This window comes from Nocardia sp. NPDC004260, assembly GCF_053603155.1.
In genome coordinates this window covers 86,361-102,858 of sequence record NZ_JBSGEZ010000021.1, presented here as the reverse complement: position 1 = coordinate 102,858, position 16,498 = coordinate 86,361, and the positions used below count along the sequence as shown (strand labels likewise).

At 68.0% G+C, this 16,498-nt stretch carries 15 protein-coding genes and 2 tRNA genes; 10 read left to right on the top strand and 7 right to left on the bottom strand.

Annotation, left to right across the window (positions count from 1 at the left end; genetic code table 11):
* Positions 1–83: 83 nt before the first annotated feature.
* Both ACWEO7_RS15150 and ACWEO7_RS15145 read left to right on the top strand, forming a co-directional pair.
* Positions 84–269 carry a hypothetical protein gene (locus ACWEO7_RS15150; RefSeq protein ID WP_452423774.1) on the top strand — a complete coding sequence of 62 codons (186 nt, stop codon included), beginning with the start codon at positions 84–86 and terminating at the stop codon, positions 267–269.
* Positions 266–1,273 (top strand): 3-isopropylmalate dehydrogenase, encoded by a 1,008-nt coding sequence (locus ACWEO7_RS15145; RefSeq protein WP_452423773.1) that lies wholly within the window; start codon positions 266–268, stop codon positions 1,271–1,273. Before ACWEO7_RS15150 ends, ACWEO7_RS15145 begins: the two co-directional genes overlap by 4 nt.
* A gap of 550 nt (positions 1,274–1,823) precedes the next feature.
* Here ACWEO7_RS15145 and ACWEO7_RS15140 read toward each other — a convergent pair.
* A complete protein-coding gene (locus ACWEO7_RS15140) occupies positions 1,824–3,005 on the bottom strand; it encodes an MFS transporter (protein WP_452423772.1) in 1,182 nt (393 codons plus the stop codon).
* Positions 3,006–3,209: 204 nt separating this feature from the next.
* On the opposite strand from ACWEO7_RS15140, the gene ACWEO7_RS15135 reads away from it, so the two are divergent.
* From ACWEO7_RS15135 to ACWEO7_RS15120, 4 genes are all read left to right on the top strand, one after another.
* Complete coding sequence (locus tag ACWEO7_RS15135; RefSeq protein WP_452423770.1) at positions 3,210–3,983, top strand: fumarylacetoacetate hydrolase family protein; 774 nt, start codon at positions 3,210–3,212, stop codon at positions 3,981–3,983.
* A gap of 13 nt (positions 3,984–3,996) precedes the next feature.
* On the top strand, positions 3,997–5,487 hold the full coding sequence (gene gltX / locus ACWEO7_RS15130; protein WP_452423768.1) for a glutamate--tRNA ligase: 1,491 nt from the start codon (positions 3,997–3,999) through the stop codon (positions 5,485–5,487).
* 115 nt (positions 5,488–5,602) lie between these two features.
* A tRNA-Gln gene (locus ACWEO7_RS15125) sits at positions 5,603–5,674 on the top strand.
* Between the two features lie 146 nt (positions 5,675–5,820).
* A tRNA-Glu gene (locus ACWEO7_RS15120) sits at positions 5,821–5,893 on the top strand.
* Between the two features lie 871 nt (positions 5,894–6,764).
* On the opposite strand, the gene ACWEO7_RS15115 is transcribed toward ACWEO7_RS15120, so the two are convergent.
* The 3 genes from ACWEO7_RS15115 to ACWEO7_RS15105 all read right to left on the bottom strand — a co-directional run bounded on the left by ACWEO7_RS15115 (position 6,765) and on the right by ACWEO7_RS15105 (position 8,331).
* The gene (locus tag ACWEO7_RS15115) at positions 6,765–6,944 is read right to left on the bottom strand and encodes a DUF5302 domain-containing protein (RefSeq protein WP_452423766.1); all 180 of its coding nucleotides are present in this window, start codon (positions 6,942–6,944) and stop codon (positions 6,765–6,767) included.
* Between the two features lie 151 nt (positions 6,945–7,095).
* Positions 7,096–7,596 (bottom strand): PPOX class F420-dependent oxidoreductase, encoded by a 501-nt coding sequence (locus ACWEO7_RS15110; protein ID WP_452423765.1) that lies wholly within the window; start codon positions 7,594–7,596, stop codon positions 7,096–7,098.
* A gap of 33 nt (positions 7,597–7,629) precedes the next feature.
* Complete coding sequence (locus ACWEO7_RS15105) at positions 7,630–8,331, bottom strand: IclR family transcriptional regulator (RefSeq protein WP_355069799.1); 702 nt, start codon at positions 8,329–8,331, stop codon at positions 7,630–7,632.
* Positions 8,332–8,486: 155 nt separating this feature from the next.
* On the opposite strand from ACWEO7_RS15105, the gene leuC reads away from it, so the two are divergent.
* The 3 genes from leuC to ACWEO7_RS15090 all read left to right on the top strand — a co-directional run bounded on the left by leuC (position 8,487) and on the right by ACWEO7_RS15090 (position 11,366).
* Entirely contained in the window at positions 8,487–9,908 is a 1,422-nt protein-coding gene (gene leuC / locus ACWEO7_RS15100; RefSeq protein WP_355069800.1) for a 3-isopropylmalate dehydratase large subunit, read from the top strand.
* Positions 9,909–9,947: 39 nt separating this feature from the next.
* A complete protein-coding gene (leuD, locus tag ACWEO7_RS15095; protein ID WP_356961237.1) occupies positions 9,948–10,556 on the top strand; it encodes a 3-isopropylmalate dehydratase small subunit in 609 nt (202 codons plus the stop codon).
* 156 nt (positions 10,557–10,712) lie between these two features.
* Positions 10,713–11,366 (top strand): HU family DNA-binding protein, encoded by a 654-nt coding sequence (locus ACWEO7_RS15090; RefSeq protein WP_039799597.1) that lies wholly within the window; start codon positions 10,713–10,715, stop codon positions 11,364–11,366.
* A gap of 183 nt (positions 11,367–11,549) precedes the next feature.
* Here ACWEO7_RS15090 and ACWEO7_RS15085 read toward each other — a convergent pair whose 3' ends face one another.
* The 3 genes from ACWEO7_RS15085 to cofC all read right to left on the bottom strand — a co-directional run bounded on the left by ACWEO7_RS15085 (position 11,550) and on the right by cofC (position 15,438).
* Positions 11,550–12,503 carry an NUDIX hydrolase gene (locus ACWEO7_RS15085; RefSeq protein ID WP_452423763.1) on the bottom strand — a complete coding sequence of 318 codons (954 nt, stop codon included), beginning with the start codon at positions 12,501–12,503 and terminating at the stop codon, positions 11,550–11,552.
* Positions 12,504–12,511: 8 nt separating this feature from the next.
* Positions 12,512–14,683 (bottom strand): RNA degradosome polyphosphate kinase, encoded by a 2,172-nt coding sequence (locus ACWEO7_RS15080; protein ID WP_450024967.1) that lies wholly within the window; start codon positions 14,681–14,683, stop codon positions 12,512–12,514.
* Between the two features lie 71 nt (positions 14,684–14,754).
* On the bottom strand, positions 14,755–15,438 hold the full coding sequence (gene cofC / locus ACWEO7_RS15075) for a 2-phospho-L-lactate guanylyltransferase (RefSeq protein WP_452423761.1): 684 nt from the start codon (positions 15,436–15,438) through the stop codon (positions 14,755–14,757).
* A gap of 31 nt (positions 15,439–15,469) precedes the next feature.
* Here cofC and ACWEO7_RS15070 point away from each other — a divergent pair, with 31 nt between their 5' ends.
* Positions 15,470–16,465 carry an NAD(P)H-dependent glycerol-3-phosphate dehydrogenase gene (locus ACWEO7_RS15070; RefSeq protein ID WP_450024971.1) on the top strand — a complete coding sequence of 332 codons (996 nt, stop codon included), beginning with the start codon at positions 15,470–15,472 and terminating at the stop codon, positions 16,463–16,465.
* Positions 16,466–16,498 lie beyond the last annotated feature (33 nt).

The following is a 16,498-nucleotide window of genomic DNA, read 5'->3' as shown; positions in this document are numbered from 1 at the left end:
GCCACGGTGGAACGCGTCACCGCTTCGGGCGAAGTGCGGGAACGCGTCCTCGGCGGAACCCTCGCCCGGCTACTGGAACTCTGATGCCGGTCTCTTCGTCGGCGCGCAGGCCCGCCGCGCGCCCGGTGCTCGGCGATCCGGCCGCGCCGAGTACCGTGACGGTGCTGCGGTCACCCGGCCGGAATGTCGTGCGCATGCCGACGGTCGCCTCCGGGCCGCACGTTGCGGCGGCCCGCGACCGGCAATATCGAACGGAGCATTTGTCATGAAGCTTGCTGTCATCCCGGGCGACGGGATCGGGCCCGAGGTCATCGCCGAGGCGCTCAAGGTGCTCGACGCGGTCGTGCCCGGCGTCGAGAAGACCGAGTACGACCTCGGTGCACGCCGCTACCACGCGACCGGCGAGATCCTCCCGGATTCGGTGCTGCCCGAACTGAAGCAGCACGACGCGATCCTGCTCGGCGCGATCGGCGATCCGTCGGTGCCCAGTGGCGTGCTCGAACGCGGCCTGTTGCTGCGCACCCGGTTCGCGCTGGACCACCACGTGAACCTGCGGCCGTCCAAGCTGTTCCCGGGCGTGACCAGCCCGCTGGCAGGCAACCCCGACATCGACTTCGTCGTCGTGCGCGAGGGCACCGAGGGCCCGTACACCGGCACCGGCGGCGCGATCCGCGTCGGCACCCCGCACGAGGTGGCGACCGAGGTCAGCACCAACACTCGCTTCGGCATCGAGCGCGTGGTGCGCTACGCCTTCGCCAAGGCGCAGGCCCGGCGCAAGCAGCTGACGCTGGTGCACAAGAACAACGTGCTCACCTTCGCCGGCTCGCTGTGGCAGCGCACGGTGGACGAGGTCGCGGCCGAGTTCCCCGATGTCACAACGGCTTACCAGCACATCGACGCCGCGACCATCCACATGGTCAACGACCCGGGCCGGTTCGACGTGATCGTCACCGACAACCTCTTCGGCGACATCATCACCGACCTGGCCGCCGCCGTGAGCGGTGGCATCGGCCTCGCCGCCAGCGGCAACATCGACGCGTCCGGCACGAACCCGAGCATGTTCGAGCCGGTGCACGGCAGCGCCCCCGACATCGCGGGCCAGTCCAAGGCCGACCCGACCGCGGCCATCCTCTCGGTCGCCCTGCTGCTCAACCACCTCGGCGCCGCCGAGGAGGCCGCGCGCATCGAGTCGGCGGTCGCGAAGGACCTCGAGTCTCGCTCCGGCACGGCGTCGACCGTGGAAATCGGCGACCGCATCGCGGCCACTCTCTGACCGTCGCACAGGCAGGTCCCGCTGCCACACTCCGGCAGCGGGACCTTTCGCGTTCAGCCGTCCGCCCCGCCAGCGCCTGTTCGGACTCGCGCGCCGGCCTGGTCGACCGATCTCCGAGGCAGTAGGGGACATTGCCGAGCGGCCCGCCTACTGCACGACCTCGGCGCGACGTGGCTTGTTGATATGCGCCGACCGACGGCGGCGCGGATCACGCGAGGTACTGGCGACTACATTCGCTGCTCGGGGTGCGGCCCCCACCGCGAGGCTCGGCTTGCCTCGCGCCCGACCGGCGCCGCCTACCGAGTTCCGGTGATCGGCGAGGACGAGACCCGTCCTGGATCGACCGTGCGGTGCGGCCTTGTCCAGAGGCGGGTGATGGCAGCGGAACCCGGGTGTACCCGCCTACCGCCAGACTCCGACGCGGCGCGCTCGACCAGCGCTGTGTCACCGAATTCAGGTGACACAGCGCCATCGAGTCGAGATCGTCCGGGCGATCTGCACGCGGAGTACGGCCCTGTGCCGCGACCCGGCAATCCTTCGACGCGCGAACCTAGGCTGGGTCGCGGGGAACCAGCGGGACCGCCGCGACGGCCGAGACCGCGGCCAAGAGGAAAGCGGCGGGGAAGCCGCTCGCGGTGATCAGGGCGCCGAACACGGGCGGAACCGCGGCCATCGCGAGGTTCTGCCCCGTGTTCTGGATGCCGAGGCCCCGGCCGCTCCAGTACGGACCCGCGATCTCGGCGACCGCGGTGAAGGCCAAGCCGTTGTCGGAGACGGTGATCACGGACGCGGCGATCAGCAGCGGAATGGCGGCCCACCACCAGTGGATCGACGCGGTCAGGGCCAGCGCGGTCATCGACAGCACGGCGGCGACGGCCACCGTGCGCAGCGGGCCCATCCGGCTGCCGACCCGATCCGACCACGCGCCCGCACCGATGCGGCCCAGCGCGCCGAGGATCTGCGTAACGGTCACCAGCGCACCCGCCGCTGCCAACGACCAGCCGACATCCCGGTGCAACCACAGCAGCGCGAACGTCCACACGGTGCCCTGCGGGACGACGAGCAGAACCGAGACCAGATGGATGCGCCACAGCATGGCGTTGTCGCGATAGGGATTGGCACGCAACGCCGGATCGGCGGCGGCGCGATCGGGACGCGGGGGGTCCACGATGCCGGCCAGACAACCCATGGCCGCCACACCCGCCATGAGCGCGGGAACGAGAATGGCCGCGGGTACACCGTGGGCGGAGGCGACGGCCGGAATCGCCAGCGCGCCGACACCGACGCCCAGCGGCTGCGCGGTCTGCCGGATGCCCATCGCCAGCCCGCGCCGCTGCGGCGGGAACCAGCCGACGATCACCCGGCCGCTCGCGCCGTTCGTGCTGGCCGCCCCGACGCCCCCGAGAAACAGCAGCGCGCCGAGGGCGATGTCGTTCGTCGTCGCCGCGGCGGCGCAGCCCGCCGCCAGCATCAGCAGCGGACCACCGACCAGCACCTTGCGTTCGCCGATCCGGTCCACCAGATAACCCCACGCGATCAGGGTGCACACCAGCCCGACGGTGGGCATGGCCACCAGCAGGCCCGCCGTCGCCAGCGGCAAGCCGCGGTCGGTCAGCGCGGGCAGCAGGAACGGGACGCCGTGGATGAAGACCGCGCTGGAGGCCTGGGCGAACACGCCGAGACCGAGCATGGACCAGCGCCGAACCTCGTCGATCTGCGTTACGGTCGCCATCGGCCTCACCTCGGAATCTCATTATTTGGGATACAATTCCCATTTTATGAACTCGCTGCTCACGGTACACCCGGCGGCTGCTCGATTCGACGGTTGCGGCTGTCGGGCTGCTCACAGCGCGCGCCGCCGCCGGATCCGGGCGGATTCCGTACCACCCGGTCGGGCGCGTTCGAGCAGGTGACGGTGGGTCGATAGACTCCGGGCATGCGTCTAGGTCGAGTTGCCAGTCCCGATGGAGTCGCTTTCGTCAGCATCGAAGGCGACGGAAGCGACAGCGTGGCCAAGGAGATCGCGGAACACCCGTTCGGCACACCGACGTTCACCGGCCGCAGCTGGCCGCTGGCCGACGTGCGGCTGCTCGCGCCGATCCTGGCCAGCAAGGTGGTCTGCGTCGGCAAGAACTACGCCGCCCACGCCGCCGAGATGGGTGGTCCCGCGCCCGCCGACCCGGTGATCTTCCTCAAGCCGAACACCGCGATCGTGGGGCCGAACGCCCCGATCATCCTGCCGCCCAGCTCATCTCAGGTCGACTACGAAGGGGAGCTGGCGATCGTCGTCGGCCGCCCCTGCAAGGACGTGCCCGCCGGCCGCGCGCTGGACGTGGTGCTGGGTTACACCGCCGCCAACGATGTGACCGCTCGCGACCAGCAGCGCCACGACGGACAGTGGACCAGGGCCAAGGGCTACGACACGTTCTGCCCGCTCGGTCCGTGGATCGAAACCTCCCTGGACCCTTCGGATCTGGAGCTCGTCACCGAGCTCGACGGTGAAGTGCGTCAGCGCAGCCGCACTTCGCTTCTGCTGCACGACATTCCGAAGCTCATCGAGTGGATCACCACCGTGATGACACTGCTGCCCGGTGACGTCATCCTCACCGGCACCCCCGAGGGCGTCGGCCCGATGCGGGAGGGCCAGCAGGTGTCGGTGACCGTCGAGGGCATCGGAACCCTCACCAATCCCGTTGCCGCCAAACGCTGATCGAAAGAGAGCCATGACTGAAGTACGGGTCCGATTCTGCCCGTCACCGACCGGAACGCCGCACGTCGGCCTGATCCGGACGGCGCTGTTCAACTGGGCCTACGCCCGCCACCTCGGTGGCGCATTCGTCTTTCGAATCGAAGACACCGATGCCGTACGGGATTCCGAGGAATCCTACCGGGCGATTATCGACGCGCTGCGCTGGCTCGGCCTCACCTGGGACGAGGGGCCGGAGGTCGGCGGCCCTTACGCGCCATATCGCCAGTCGCAACGAAAAGAACTGTACCAGGACGTTGTTCGGCGTTTGCTGGAGGCCGGTGAGGCGTACGAATCGTTCTCCACGCCGGAGGAAGTCGAGGCCCGTCATCGCGCCGCGGGACGCGATCCGAAGCTCGGTTACGACAACTACGATCGCGACCTGACGCCGGAGCGGATCGAGGCGTACCGGGCCGAGGGGCGCCCCGCCGTCGTCCGGCTGCGGATGCCCGAAGAAGACCTGTCCTGGAACGATCTGGTGCGCGGGGAGACCACCTTCAAGGCGGGCAGCGTCCCGGACTTCGCGCTCACCCGCGGCAACGGCCAGCCGCTGTACACGCTGGTCAACCCCGTCGACGACGCGCTGATGCGGATCACCCACGTACTGCGCGGCGAGGACCTGCTCTCCTCCACTCCCCGCCAGCTCGCGCTGTACGCCGCGCTGCGCCGGATCGGGGTCGCCGATTTCACTCCCGAGTTCGGCCATCTGCCGTTCGTGATGGGTCAGGGCAACAAGAAGTTGTCCAAGCGTGATCCGGAGTCGAATCTGTTCGCCCATCGCGACCGCGGGTTCATCCCCGAGGGTTTGCTGAATTATCTCGCGCTACTCGGCTGGGGCCTGTCCGAGGACCGCGACGTGTTCTCCATGGCGGAGATGGTCGAGGCCTTCGACATTTCGAAAGTGAATTCGAATCCGGCCCGATTCGACCAGAAGAAGGCGGACGCCCTCAACGCCGAGCACATCCGATTGCTGGCTCCGGGTGATTTTGCCCACCGGCTGCGGGAGTATCTCACCGGACACGGCCATATCGGCGCCGAAATCGATGAAAAGGTGTTCGCCGCGGCGGCGGAACTCGTGCAGACCAGGATTGTCGTCTTGTCCGACGCTTGGGACCTTCTGCGTTTCTTGTTCGGACCCGCGGAGGAGTTCGCGATCGACCCGGCCGCGGGGGCCAAGAATCTCGGTCCCGACGCGGCTCCGGTATTGCAGGCCGCTATTGCCGCCGTGGAGCCGTTGACCGAGTGGACCACCGAAGCGATCGAAGCGGCACTGAAAAAGGCGCTGATCGATGATCTCGGGCTGAAACCGCGCAAAGCCTTCGCTCCGGTGCGGGTCGCGATCACCGGATCGCATATCAGCCCGCCGCTGTACGAATCCCTGGAACTGCTCGGCCGCGACCTCACCTTGGACCGGCTGCGCGCGGCGCTGGACTGGAAGGAGACCGCCCAGACCGGCTCCGAAGGCTGAAAATATGGCTTTGACCAGGCGATTTGTAGTTAACCCGTAGCCGTTTGGTACTCTTCTTCTCGGCCCGGAACACGGTCTCGAGTCACCCAGACGCGAGGCTGAACGACCTGGTCATTGGGGTATGGTGTAATTGGCAACACAGCTGATTCTGGTTCAGCCATTCTAGGTTCGAGTCCTGGTACCCCAGCGGAGTGTGTTGTAAGACTTCGGTTCGCGGCCGAAATCCCTCAGCACCTGGCGATTTGGTCGCCGGGCCTCGGCCAGATAAACTAGCCGAGCCTCCTGATCGAAAGATCAACCACGGCGCTCCTCGCGACAGCGAGAAGCAGTCCTGGCCCCGTCGTCTAGCGGCCTAGGACGCCGCCCTCTCAAGGCGGTAGCGCGGGTTCGAATCCCGTCGGGGCTACACGAGGGAAAGGCCCATGCTCATGGAGCATGGGCCTTTCTCGTTTCCCAGTGTCTTGTGGGGGCAACCTCCACACCCCCGCCCGGAGGGCTTCGCCCCCGGACCCCCGGCGCGGGCTTCGCCCCGTCTGGATGGTCGTGGTCCGGTGGTGTGGTCGGTGGCGGATCCGGGTCTTGCCGGGTGGTGGATCTCTTCGGAAGCTCGGCCTGTCTTTGGTGGTACCTCGCCTGAACTACTGACTGTGCCGTATCTCACTCTCGGCCGATCGGGTTCGCGCTGAACTCCGTCGGCGCTGTCCGGCTCCGTATGAAGGGGCCACGATCCAGGTATTCGGCGGGTACCAGCTAGGTCCCGTCCCACCGTGGGAGCCCCGCCGAGTCATCGAAGGCAGCGCGGCATCCCATGCGACGTGCTCATGTGGACCGATTCGCATGCTGCGGCAGTCGGCCCGAGTCTCGATCCGGCGATGACCCGGATCGCACGGCAGAGAGCGTCGGAGCCGCCTGTGCGGACGGTCAGGATCGCCCACCGGCAGGATCGGGCAGTGCGGCGGTGGCGCCGAATTGCCCGTGCCAGGTCTTCCAGGTGCGGGACTGTTCGAGCCGTCCCGGTGAGTCCGGCAGTCCAGCCGAGCCGTTCGCGGGAGATGGGGGCAAATGAGCGGCCCGGCTGCGCCGGTGGCAGCGGACGGACGCAAATCTGCCGCCGGGTCGCGCCGGTCGCGGAGGACGGGCGCAAATCGGCCGCCGGGCCGCGCCGGTCGCGGGGGACGGACGCAAATTGGCCGCCGGGCCGTGCCGGTCGCGGGGGCGAGCGGCAAAAGAAAGGCCCTCCAGCGATCTTGCTGGAGGGCTTTCGCCGACTGTGCGGACTATCCGCTCTTGCGCCGGAATTCCCGCTTGTGGCCGACCGCGGAGTGCGCCGAGGACGCCTTCGACCGTCCGTCGAGGTGGTCGGCCGTGCGGGCGTTCTGCTGGTTCTTGCGCTCCAGTGCTTCCCGGAACTTGCGCTTCACCTCGTCGGCGCCGTTGGACTTACCCGAATCCGCCATCGCTGCTCCTCGTCGTCGCGGCCGCGCGCCGCGTCCTCGCGGGCGGCGGTGCCCGGCCGATTGCTGTCGAACACCCGACGCTAGCCCGTGCGAGGCGGTTGTGTCAGTTGGATTTCGCGCGCGTCGCGCGGCCCGATCGCGTTCGGGCCGGTCAGTCGAGTGCCTGCGCGGTGCTGCCGCCCAGCGGCATCGCCGGAAGGCCGAGCTTGCGATGATCCCAGCTGCGCGTGCGCTCCGGCACGACGCGTACGGCGACCCGCTTGTTCAGCATGGCTTCGACCATGGGGCGCAATTCCTCGTCATAGGGGCCGGTGTAGCGCTCCCATACGCTCACGCCGACGGCGAAGAGTTTCTCGGCGTCATCGATGATCTCGGCGCGGCCCTCGATCGACACGCCCCGGAGTTGGTCGTAGGTGTCGCCCGCCTCGACCATGCAGGTGACCCGAGGATCGCGGCGCAGGTTCACCGCCTTCTGCGATTTGGCCTTGGTCTCGAACCAGATCTCGCCGTCGATGAGCGCGTACCACATCGCGGTCAGGTGCGGCGTGCCCTTCGGTCCGATGGTCGCCAGCGTCGCGATCCGGCTGCGCTGCAGGAACTCGGTGATCTCGGTGTCGGACATCACGATCTGTGCCCGTTGATTGACTCCCATGGGGCAACTCTAGAGAGTCCGGACTGAAACAGGTTACAGGCGCTTGTGCAGCGCCTCGGCCGCGGCGACCAGATCCGCCGCCCACCGCGCGCCCGGCCTGCGGCCCATCCGATCGATCGGTCCCGACACCGACACGGCCGCGACCACGGCGCCGCCCGCGTCGCGCACCGGCGCGGAGACGCTGGCCACGCCTGCCGCACGCTCGGCCGCGCTCTGCGCCCACCCGCGCTTGCGCACCTCGGCCAGCGCGCGTTCGCCGAACACCGCGTCGGCCAGGATGGTGCGCTGTAGTTCCGGGTCGGCCCACGCCAGCAGTACTTTGGCCGCCGACCCCGCGGTGAGCGGCAGCCGCGCCCCGATCGGCACGGTGTCGCGCAGTCCCACGGGAGGTTCCAGCGCCGCGACGCAGACGCGGGCGTTGCCGTCGCGGCAGTACAGCTGGACGCTCTCGCCGGTGATCTCGCGCAGCCGGGGGAGGATGGCCGACGCGGCCTCGAGCAGTGGATCGTTCGCGCTGGTCGCGAGCTCGGCGAGGGCAGGGCCCGGCCGCCAGGTGCCGTTGCTGTCGCGCGCGAGCAGGCGATGCACTTCCAAGCCGACGGCGAGACGGTGTGCGGTGGCGCGGGGCAGACCGGTGCGCGCGCACAGCTCGTTGAGACCCGAGGGATGCTCGGCTACGGCGTACAGGACCGCCACTGCTTTGTCGAGGACGCCGATGCCGCTATGCTGTCTCATAGAACGATACTAGCGTCTCGGATGTTGAGAAATCCACCTCCACGGATCCTTCCTCTCGGCGTTCGGACCAGGCGCAGCTATCCCAACTTGTGCAACCGTCGCCGCGTCGGAGTCCAGATCGCGGAACGGCTGCTTCGTCCGAAAGGTGATCGACAATGGCCGAACCGCGCACGCTGGCCGAGAAGGTATGGGACCAGCACGTCGTCGCTCGCGGGGAGGGCGAGGGTGCCTCGCGCGAACCGGACCTGATCTACATCGACCTGCATCTCGTCCACGAGGTGACCAGCCCGCAGGCCTTCGACGGACTGCGTGCAGCGGGCAGGCCGGTGCGACGGCCCGATCTCACGATCGCGACCGAGGACCACAACGTTCCGACGATCGATATCGACAAGCCGATCGCCGACCCGATTTCGCGCACCCAGGTGGAGACGCTGCGGCGCAACTGCGCGGAATTCGGTGTGCGGCTGCACCCGATGGGCGACCTGGACCAGGGCATCGTGCACGTGGTCGGGCCGCAGCTTGGCCTGACCCAGCCGGGCACGACCGTGGTCTGCGGCGACAGCCACACCTCGACGCACGGCGCGTTCGGGGCGCTGGCGATGGGCATCGGCACCTCCGAGGTGGAGCATGTGCTTGCCACCCAGACCCTCTCGCTGCGTCCGTTCAAGACGATGGCGATCACGGTGGACGGCGTCATGCCGCCCGGCGTGACGAGCAAGGACCTGATCCTGGCCGTCATCGCGAAGATCGGCACCGGCGGCGGCCAGGGCTACGTCCTGGAGTACCGCGGCGAGGCCATCCGGGCCATGTCGATGGAGGCCCGAATGACGATCTGCAACATGTCCATCGAAGCGGGCGCGCGGGCAGGCATGATCGCGCCGGACGAGACCACCTACGAATTCCTCAAAGGACGGCCGCACGCGCCGCAGGGAGCCGATTGGGACGCCGCGGTGGCCGCCTGGGAGGCGCTGAAGACCGACGAGGGCGCTGTTTTCGACGCCGAGGTGCACATCGACGCCTCCGAGCTGACTCCGTTCGTCACCTGGGGCACCAACCCGGGTCAAGGCGCCCCGCTGGGTGAGGCGGTGCCCGACCCCGCCGCCATTGCCGACGAGGTGGCTCGCGAGTCCGCGGAGAAAGCTCTGCGTTACATGGACTTGGAGCCGGGTACTCCGCTTCGACAAGTGCCGATCGACACCGTATTCGTCGGCTCGTGCACCAACGGACGCATTGAAGATTTGCGTGCGGTGGCCGGGATTTTGAAGGGACGTCATGTCGCCGATGGCGTGCGAATGCTGGTTGTACCGGGCTCGATGCGGGTTCGCGCACAGGCGGAAAAAGAAGGACTCGGGGAGATTTTCACTGCGGCGGGCGCCGAATGGCGGCAAGCCGGCTGCTCAATGTGCCTGGGAATGAATCCGGACCAGCTCGAGCCCGGCCAGCGTTGCGCGTCCACCTCGAACCGCAACTTCGAGGGCAGGCAGGGCAAAGGCGGCCGTACGCACCTCGTTTCTCCCCTCGTAGCGGCCGCGACGGCGGTCCGTGGAACTCTGTCATCGCCTGCGGATCTGGACTGACCGGCCCCGATTCCCTCAATCAAACCCAGGAGATTCGTTATGGAAGCCTTCACTGTGCACAAGGGCATCGGGGTGCCGCTGCGCCGCTCCAATGTCGATACCGATCAGATCATCCCGGCGGTCTACCTCAAGCGGGTGACGCGGACCGGATTCGAGGACGGGTTGTTCGCCGCATGGCGCACCGATCCCGACTTCATTCTGAACATCGCGCCTTACAACAGGGGTAGTGTCTTGGTGGCGGGTCCGGATTTCGGTACGGGATCGTCGCGTGAGCACGCCGTTTGGGCGCTGTCGGACTACGGCTTTCGGGTGGTCATCTCATCCCGGTTCGCCGACATCTTCCGCGGCAATGCGGGCAAGGGCGGTCTGGTCGCCGCTCAGATGTCACAGAACGATGTCGAAATGCTCTGGAAGTTGCTCGAGGAACAGCCCGGCTTGGAATTGGTTGTGGACCTCGAGGCGCGCACGGTGACGGCCGGAACCGTCGTGTTGCCGTTCGATATTGATGACTACACCAGGTGGCGTCTGCTGGAAGGATTGGATGACATCGGCCTGACGCTGCGCCGGGAGGACGCGATCGCCCGGTTCGAAAAGGCAAGGCCAACATGGAAACCCACTACCCTGCCAGCACATATTTCGCAGACGTAATCACCCCCGCCGGTTAGCTGGACACCCTAAGTTGCGGTAGCTGGACGTGTGCTAAACCACATGAATTTTGGCGTGGCACATAGACTCTTGCCCAAAGTGGGTTTACCGTGGTACCTAGTCGGTCCGACGACGGGCCATTAGTCTGCGGAGGATTCAATGAACAAGGCGGAACTGATCGACGTTCTGACCGAAAAGTTGGGTACGGACAGGCGCACGGCCACCGCGGCAGTCGAGCATGTGGTCGACACCATCGTGCGCGCGGTGCACAAGGGTCAGAGCGTCACTATCACCGGATTCGGTGTGTTCGAACAGCGTAAGCGTGCGGCTCGCGTCGCACGGAACCCGCGTACCGGCGAAACGGTGAAGGTCAAGCCCACTTCGGTGCCCGCGTTCCGTCCCGGCGCTCAGTTCAAGGCGGTGATCGCGGGTAAGCAGAAACTGGCCGCGACCGGGCCCGCCGTCAAGCGCGGGGTGAATGCGCCGGTGTCGGCGAAGAAGGCGGCGGCGAAGAAGACGGCGGCCAAGAAGACCGCCGCCAAGAAGTCGACGCCGACCAAGGCGCCCGCCAAGACGACGGCCCGCAAGGCCGCCGCCAAGGCTCCGGCGAAGACCACCGCGCGCAAGACGACCGCTACGAAGACCGCTGCGAAGAAGGCGCCCGCGAAGAAGACCGCGGTCGCGAAGAAGGCTCCGGCCAAGAAGACGGCCACCAAGGCCACGGCGGCCAAGAAGACCACCACCGCTGCCGCCAAGAAGACCACCGCGAAGAAGACCGCGGCCAAGAAGGCCTCGACTCGCGGAACCCGCTGATCTCGAGCCACCGCCGGATCGGCGCTGAATGCGTGGCCCCACGACTGGGCCCATTCGCCTCAACGTCGAGACGGCCCCGGGAGACACCCGGGGCCGTTTTCGGCTGTCCGCCTACCGAGACCTCACGGCCGTGGCCGCCACTCGGCGCCCGCCGACCCGCGCGGTGACGCGGGACCTGCCGGTCTAATCCGACCGCACCACGTAGGCTGACAGCGATCGATCCAGATGGTCGGCGGCCACCAAGCGATGGCCGACGAACGACAGCACCCACACACTGCCCTTGCGATTGCGCGCCGACGGCAGCGCGATTCCATCGCGTTCGGCCAGCCATCCCAGCAGATCGGGGATCACCTTGCCCTGACTGCAGACGACACGAACGGCTTTGTCCGACACCAGGGCTCGAAAACGTTTCCGGGCGGCGTCCGGGTTTTCGGCGTACCCGGTCTCGGAAAGCAATGGCTCCTTGATGATTTCGACACCGAGTTTCTCCGCCAACGGCGCCACGGACTGCACGCAACGCAGTGGTGGAGCCGAATAGACCTCAGATGCGCCGAACGCCAAGAGGTTCGGCGTGAGCGCCTGTGCCTGCGCCTCGCCCTCGCGGTCGAGTGGACGCTGCTCGTCGGGACCGTTGAAGCGGTCCCTGCGGCCTGCTTTGGCATGCCGCACCAACAGCAGAGTGTCGGTGCGCGCGGGCAGTCGGGTGAAGGCGCGCACCACCTGCCGGTCCATCGGATACGACAGCTGGTCCATCACCCGATCCAGCGGATGCCAGCTGAGCACGTCCACCTCGGAGTTGACGGTGAACTCCCCGCCCACCTGTTCGGCGGCCCAATAGTCGACCCGCTTCAGCTTGCGGTGGCCGGGGATCGGGTAGGTCACGTGGCCGAGGTAGCGGCCGAGCCTGCTCTCCAGCCCGGTTTCCTCCCGGACTTCGCGGACCGCGGCCAGCACCGGGGTTTCGCCCGGATCGAGTTTGCCCTTCGGCAGCGACCAGTCCTCGTACTTGGGGCGGTGGACGAGCGCGATCTCGATCGCACCCGAGGACGACTCGCGCCACAGCACCGCTCCGGCGGCGTGGATATTGGCGGTGACGCGGGGATCCCAGATCGGGCCCCCCTCCTGTTCGAACCCCATTTTGGCGTTCACTGCTGATCTGGCCTCCGCAGCCGCATCAAGAATTCCTGATGGTCTCTGATCTTGTCCCCGTCGCCGGAGACGCCCGGCGACGCTTGCCACGTGCCGTCCGGCTGCAGCACCCAGCAGCGCGTGGTCGGCGACAGAGCCGAGTCGAAGACCACGCCGAGTTGTTCGGTCAACCGCGGATCCTTCACCTGCGCCATCACCTCGACCCGGCGATCGAGGTTGCGGTGCATCATGTCGGCGCTACCGATCCAGTACTCGTCCTGCGCCTGGAAGTGCAGGATGCGGGAATGCTCCAGGAACCGGCCGAGGATCGAGCGGACCTCGATGTTCTCGCTCATTCCTGGCACACCGGGGCGCAGGCCGCAGATGCTGCGCACCACGATCTGTACCGGCACGCCCGCCTGGGAGGCCCGGTACAGCGCGTCGATGACCTCCTCGTCGACGATGGCGTTGGCCTTCAGCCGGATTCGGGCGTCCTTACCCTGCCCCGCCAGATCGGTCTCGCGCTGGATGCGCTCGATGATGCCGGAGCGCACGCTGTGCGGGGCGACGAGCAGATTGCGGTAGTTCTCTTTCCGCGAGTAACCGGTCAGCGAATTGAACAGGTCGGTCAGGTCGGCGCCGATTTCGGGTGCGGCGGTGAGCAATCCGACGTCCTCGTAGAGGCGCGCGGTCTTCGGGTTGTAATTGCCGGTGCCGATGTGGCAGTAGCGCCGGATGGTGGCGCCCTCGCGGCGCACCACCAGGCAGGTCTTGCAGTGGGTCTTCAGGCCGATGAGGCCGTACACCACGTGCACGCCGGCCTGTTCCAGCGCGCGGGCCCATTTGATGTTGGCCTGCTCGTCGAAGCGCGCCTTGATCTCGACCAGGGCGACCACCTGCTTGCCCGCCTCGGCGGCGTCGATCAGCGCGTTGACGATCGGGGAGTCACCGGAGGTGCGGTAGAGCGTCTGCTTGATGGCGAGCACCTGCGGGTCGGCGGCAGCCTGTTCGATGAACCGCTGCACGCTGGTGGAGAACGAGTCGTACGGATGGTGGACCAGCACGTCACCCTCGCGCAGCGCGGCGAAGACGTTGCGCGGCGTCTCGCGCTCGCCGAACGCGGGCGGGGTCGCGGGAACGTACGGCGGGTCCTTCAGATTCGGCCGGTCGACGCCGTACACCTGCCACAGGCAGGACAGGTCGAGCAGGCCGGGCACCTGGATGACGTCGCCGGGGTCGACGTCCAACTCGCGTAGGAGCAGATCGAGCATGTGCTCGGTCATGTCGTCGGACACCTCTAGTCGCACCGGCGAACCGAACCGCCGCCGGGCCAGTTCCCGCTCCAGCGCCTGGAGCAGGTCCTCGTCGCGATCCTCGTCGACTTCGAAGTCCGCGTTGCGGGTGATCCGGAACGAGTGGTGCTCGACCACGTCCATGCCGGGGAACAGCAGATCCAGGTGCGCGGCGATGAGCGCTTCCATCGGCAGGAAAGCGGCGATCGGGGAGCCGGATTCGGTGCGGCGCACGCGGACGAACCGGTCGACATTGTCAGGGACCTTGACGCGAGCGAAGTGCTCGCCGCCGGTCGCGGAATCCTTCACCGTCACCGCGAGGTTGAGGCTCAGCCCGCTGATGTAGGGGAAGGGATGCGCCGGGTCGACCGCGAGCGGGGTGAGGACCGGGAAGACCTGATCCTGGAAGTAACCCGAAAGGCGCCCGCGTTCGTCCTCGTCCAGGTCGCTCCAGTCGATGATCGCGATGCCCTCGGCGGTCAGCGCGGGCAGCACGCTGTCGAGGAAGACGCGGGCATGCCGCACCGCGATCTCCTGGGTGCGCGCGGCGATCAGTTCCAACTGCTCGCCGGGGGAGCGGCCGTCGGCCGAGCGCACCAGCAGGCCGGTCTCGGCGCGGCGTTTCAGCCCGGCCACCCGCACCATGTAGAACTCGTCGAGATTGGACGCGAAGATCGCCAGGAACTTCGCACGCTCCAGCAACGGCAGCGACTCGTCCTCGGCGAGGGCGAGCACGCGGGCGTTGAAGTCCAGCCAGCTCAATTCGCGATTGAGGTAGCGATCGCGTGGCAACCGCGCCGCCGACGAGTCGGCGGACAGGGGTGTCGCCGCCGGGGGTGGCGTGGGAAGCAACGGCTGCTGCTTGACGGTTTCCGTATCGCTCACGCCACCGATCATCCCCTACCGGAGAGGTCGTGTGCATCCCGCGACCGTGATCGTCATGTGTCTCACGCCACCATGGCGACCGGCTAGCACACGTGTGGAACGTGTTCGTGAACGCCGCCCGGCCAGCCGATGTCGTGCAGGACAGCACGCGTCGCGTTTCCGGCCCCGAGTGCCACCGCGCGGTCCAGGTCGGCGGGGGTGTCGACGTCCAAGCGCAGGCCCGGCCAGTCCCCGGTGAGATCGACCGCGCCCGCGTCGATATGGCTGCGGGCCGACCCGGGGCCGAAACGGGGATCGAGCGCGGCGACCGGGTCGCGAACCACGAGCGCGGCGGTGCCGCTGCCCTCGTGATCGATCACGATCGAGCGCAACCCGCGCGGGGCGGCGGCGAGCATGTCCGACAGTTCTTCCGGGCGCAACGCGGGCAGATCCGCCTGCAAAGCGAGCAGATCGATCGGGCCGTGCGCGCCGCGCAGCGCGGCGGCGGTGGCGGCGAGCGCGGTGTTGAGCCCGTCGGCGTGCGGCGGACGCGGTTCCGGATGGACTTCCGCGCCCAACGTGCGGGCCAGGTCCGCGACGGCGGGGTCGGGCGTGACCACGGTGACCGATACGACCTCGCCGACCGCCGCGGTGGCGGTCACGGTGTCGGCGAGCATGGCCAACACCAGCCGGGCCCGGTGCTCCGGGCGCAGCCGGTCGGCCAGTCGGCTCTTGGCCTGATCGAGGCTCTTGACCGCGATCACGGCATGCACGGCGTGCGGGCGCATGCGAGCAATCCTTCCATGGCATATTGAGCTGATGACGAGGGCGGCAGTGCTGGGCGCGGGATCGTGGGGCACCGCGTTCGCGAAGGTGTTGGCGGAAGCGGGAACCGAGGTCACGATCTGGGCCCGGCGGCCCGAGGTCGCCGCGACGCTGGCCTCCGAACATCGCAATCCCGATTACCTGTCGGATATTCCGCTGCCACCGGTCGCGGCCACCCACGACCCGGCGGTGGCGCTGGACGGAGCGGACATCGTCGTGCTGGCGGTGCCGTCGCAGTCGCTGCGGGCCAACCTCGCGGAGTGGAAGGGGTTGATCCCGGGCGACGCCACGCTGCTGAGTCTGGCGAAAGGCATCGAGACCGGGACGCTGCTGCGGATGAGCCAGGTGATCGAGGAGGTCACCGGGGCCGATCCGAGCCGGATCGCGGTGCTGTCCGGACCGAACCTGGCGCGCGAGATCGCGGTGGGCCAGCCTGCCGCGACCGTGGTCGCCTGCTCGGACAACGATCGCGCGGTGGCGGTGCAGCACGCCTGCGCGACCGGATACTTCCGTCCCTACACCAACACCGACGTGGTCGGCTGCGAGATCGGTGGCGCGTGCAAGAACGTCATCGCGCTCGCCTGCGGCATCGCGTCGGGAATGGGGCTCGGCGACAACTCGATCGCCAGCCTGATCACCCGGGGTCTCGCCGAGATCATCCGGCTCGGGGTGGCCCTCGGCGCGGAGCCGGTGACGCTCGCGGGTCTGGCCGGCGTCGGAGACCTGGTCGCCACCTGTACCTCCCCGTTGTCGCGCAACCGGTCGTTCGGGCACGTGCTCGGCGCGGGCGGATCCATGGAGGCCGCCCAGTCGGCCACTCATGGCCAGGTCGCCGAGGGTGTGAAGTCCTGCACATCGGTGCGCGCGCTGGCCGAGCGGCACGGCGTCGAGATGCCGCTGACCACCGCGGTGCATCAGGTCTGTCACGAAGGGCTCTCCGTGCGCGAAGCCGTCGGCAACCTGCTCGGGCGGCGGATGAAGCCCGAGTGAGCCCGCTCCGCCCCGGGCGGGAGTGTCCGGGAC

Coding starts and splice junctions, on each gene's coding strand:
- ACWEO7_RS15150 (WP_452423774.1), top strand. CDS start 84: ATGCCGGTCTCTTCGTCGGCGCGCAGGCCCGCCGCGCGCCCGGTGCTC.
- ACWEO7_RS15145 (WP_452423773.1), top strand. CDS start 266: ATGAAGCTTGCTGTCATCCCGGGCGACGGGATCGGGCCCGAGGTCATC.
- ACWEO7_RS15140 (WP_452423772.1), bottom strand. CDS start 3,005: ATGGCGACCGTAACGCAGATCGACGAGGTTCGGCGCTGGTCCATGCTC.
- ACWEO7_RS15135 (WP_452423770.1), top strand. CDS start 3,210: ATGCGTCTAGGTCGAGTTGCCAGTCCCGATGGAGTCGCTTTCGTCAGC.
- gltX (WP_452423768.1), top strand. CDS start 3,997: ATGACTGAAGTACGGGTCCGATTCTGCCCGTCACCGACCGGAACGCCG.
- ACWEO7_RS15115 (WP_452423766.1), bottom strand. CDS start 6,944: ATGGCGGATTCGGGTAAGTCCAACGGCGCCGACGAGGTGAAGCGCAAG.
- ACWEO7_RS15110 (WP_452423765.1), bottom strand. CDS start 7,596: ATGGGAGTCAATCAACGGGCACAGATCGTGATGTCCGACACCGAGATC.
- ACWEO7_RS15105 (WP_355069799.1), bottom strand. CDS start 8,331: ATGAGACAGCATAGCGGCATCGGCGTCCTCGACAAAGCAGTGGCGGTC.
- leuC (WP_355069800.1), top strand. CDS start 8,487: ATGGCCGAACCGCGCACGCTGGCCGAGAAGGTATGGGACCAGCACGTC.
- leuD (WP_356961237.1), top strand. CDS start 9,948: ATGGAAGCCTTCACTGTGCACAAGGGCATCGGGGTGCCGCTGCGCCGC.
- ACWEO7_RS15090 (WP_039799597.1), top strand. CDS start 10,713: ATGAACAAGGCGGAACTGATCGACGTTCTGACCGAAAAGTTGGGTACG.
- ACWEO7_RS15085 (WP_452423763.1), bottom strand. CDS start 12,503: ATGGGGTTCGAACAGGAGGGGGGCCCGATCTGGGATCCCCGCGTCACC.
- ACWEO7_RS15080 (WP_450024967.1), bottom strand. CDS start 14,683: ATGATCGGTGGCGTGAGCGATACGGAAACCGTCAAGCAGCAGCCGTTG.
- cofC (WP_452423761.1), bottom strand. CDS start 15,438: ATGCGCCCGCACGCCGTGCATGCCGTGATCGCGGTCAAGAGCCTCGAT.
- ACWEO7_RS15070 (WP_450024971.1), top strand. CDS start 15,470: ATGACGAGGGCGGCAGTGCTGGGCGCGGGATCGTGGGGCACCGCGTTC.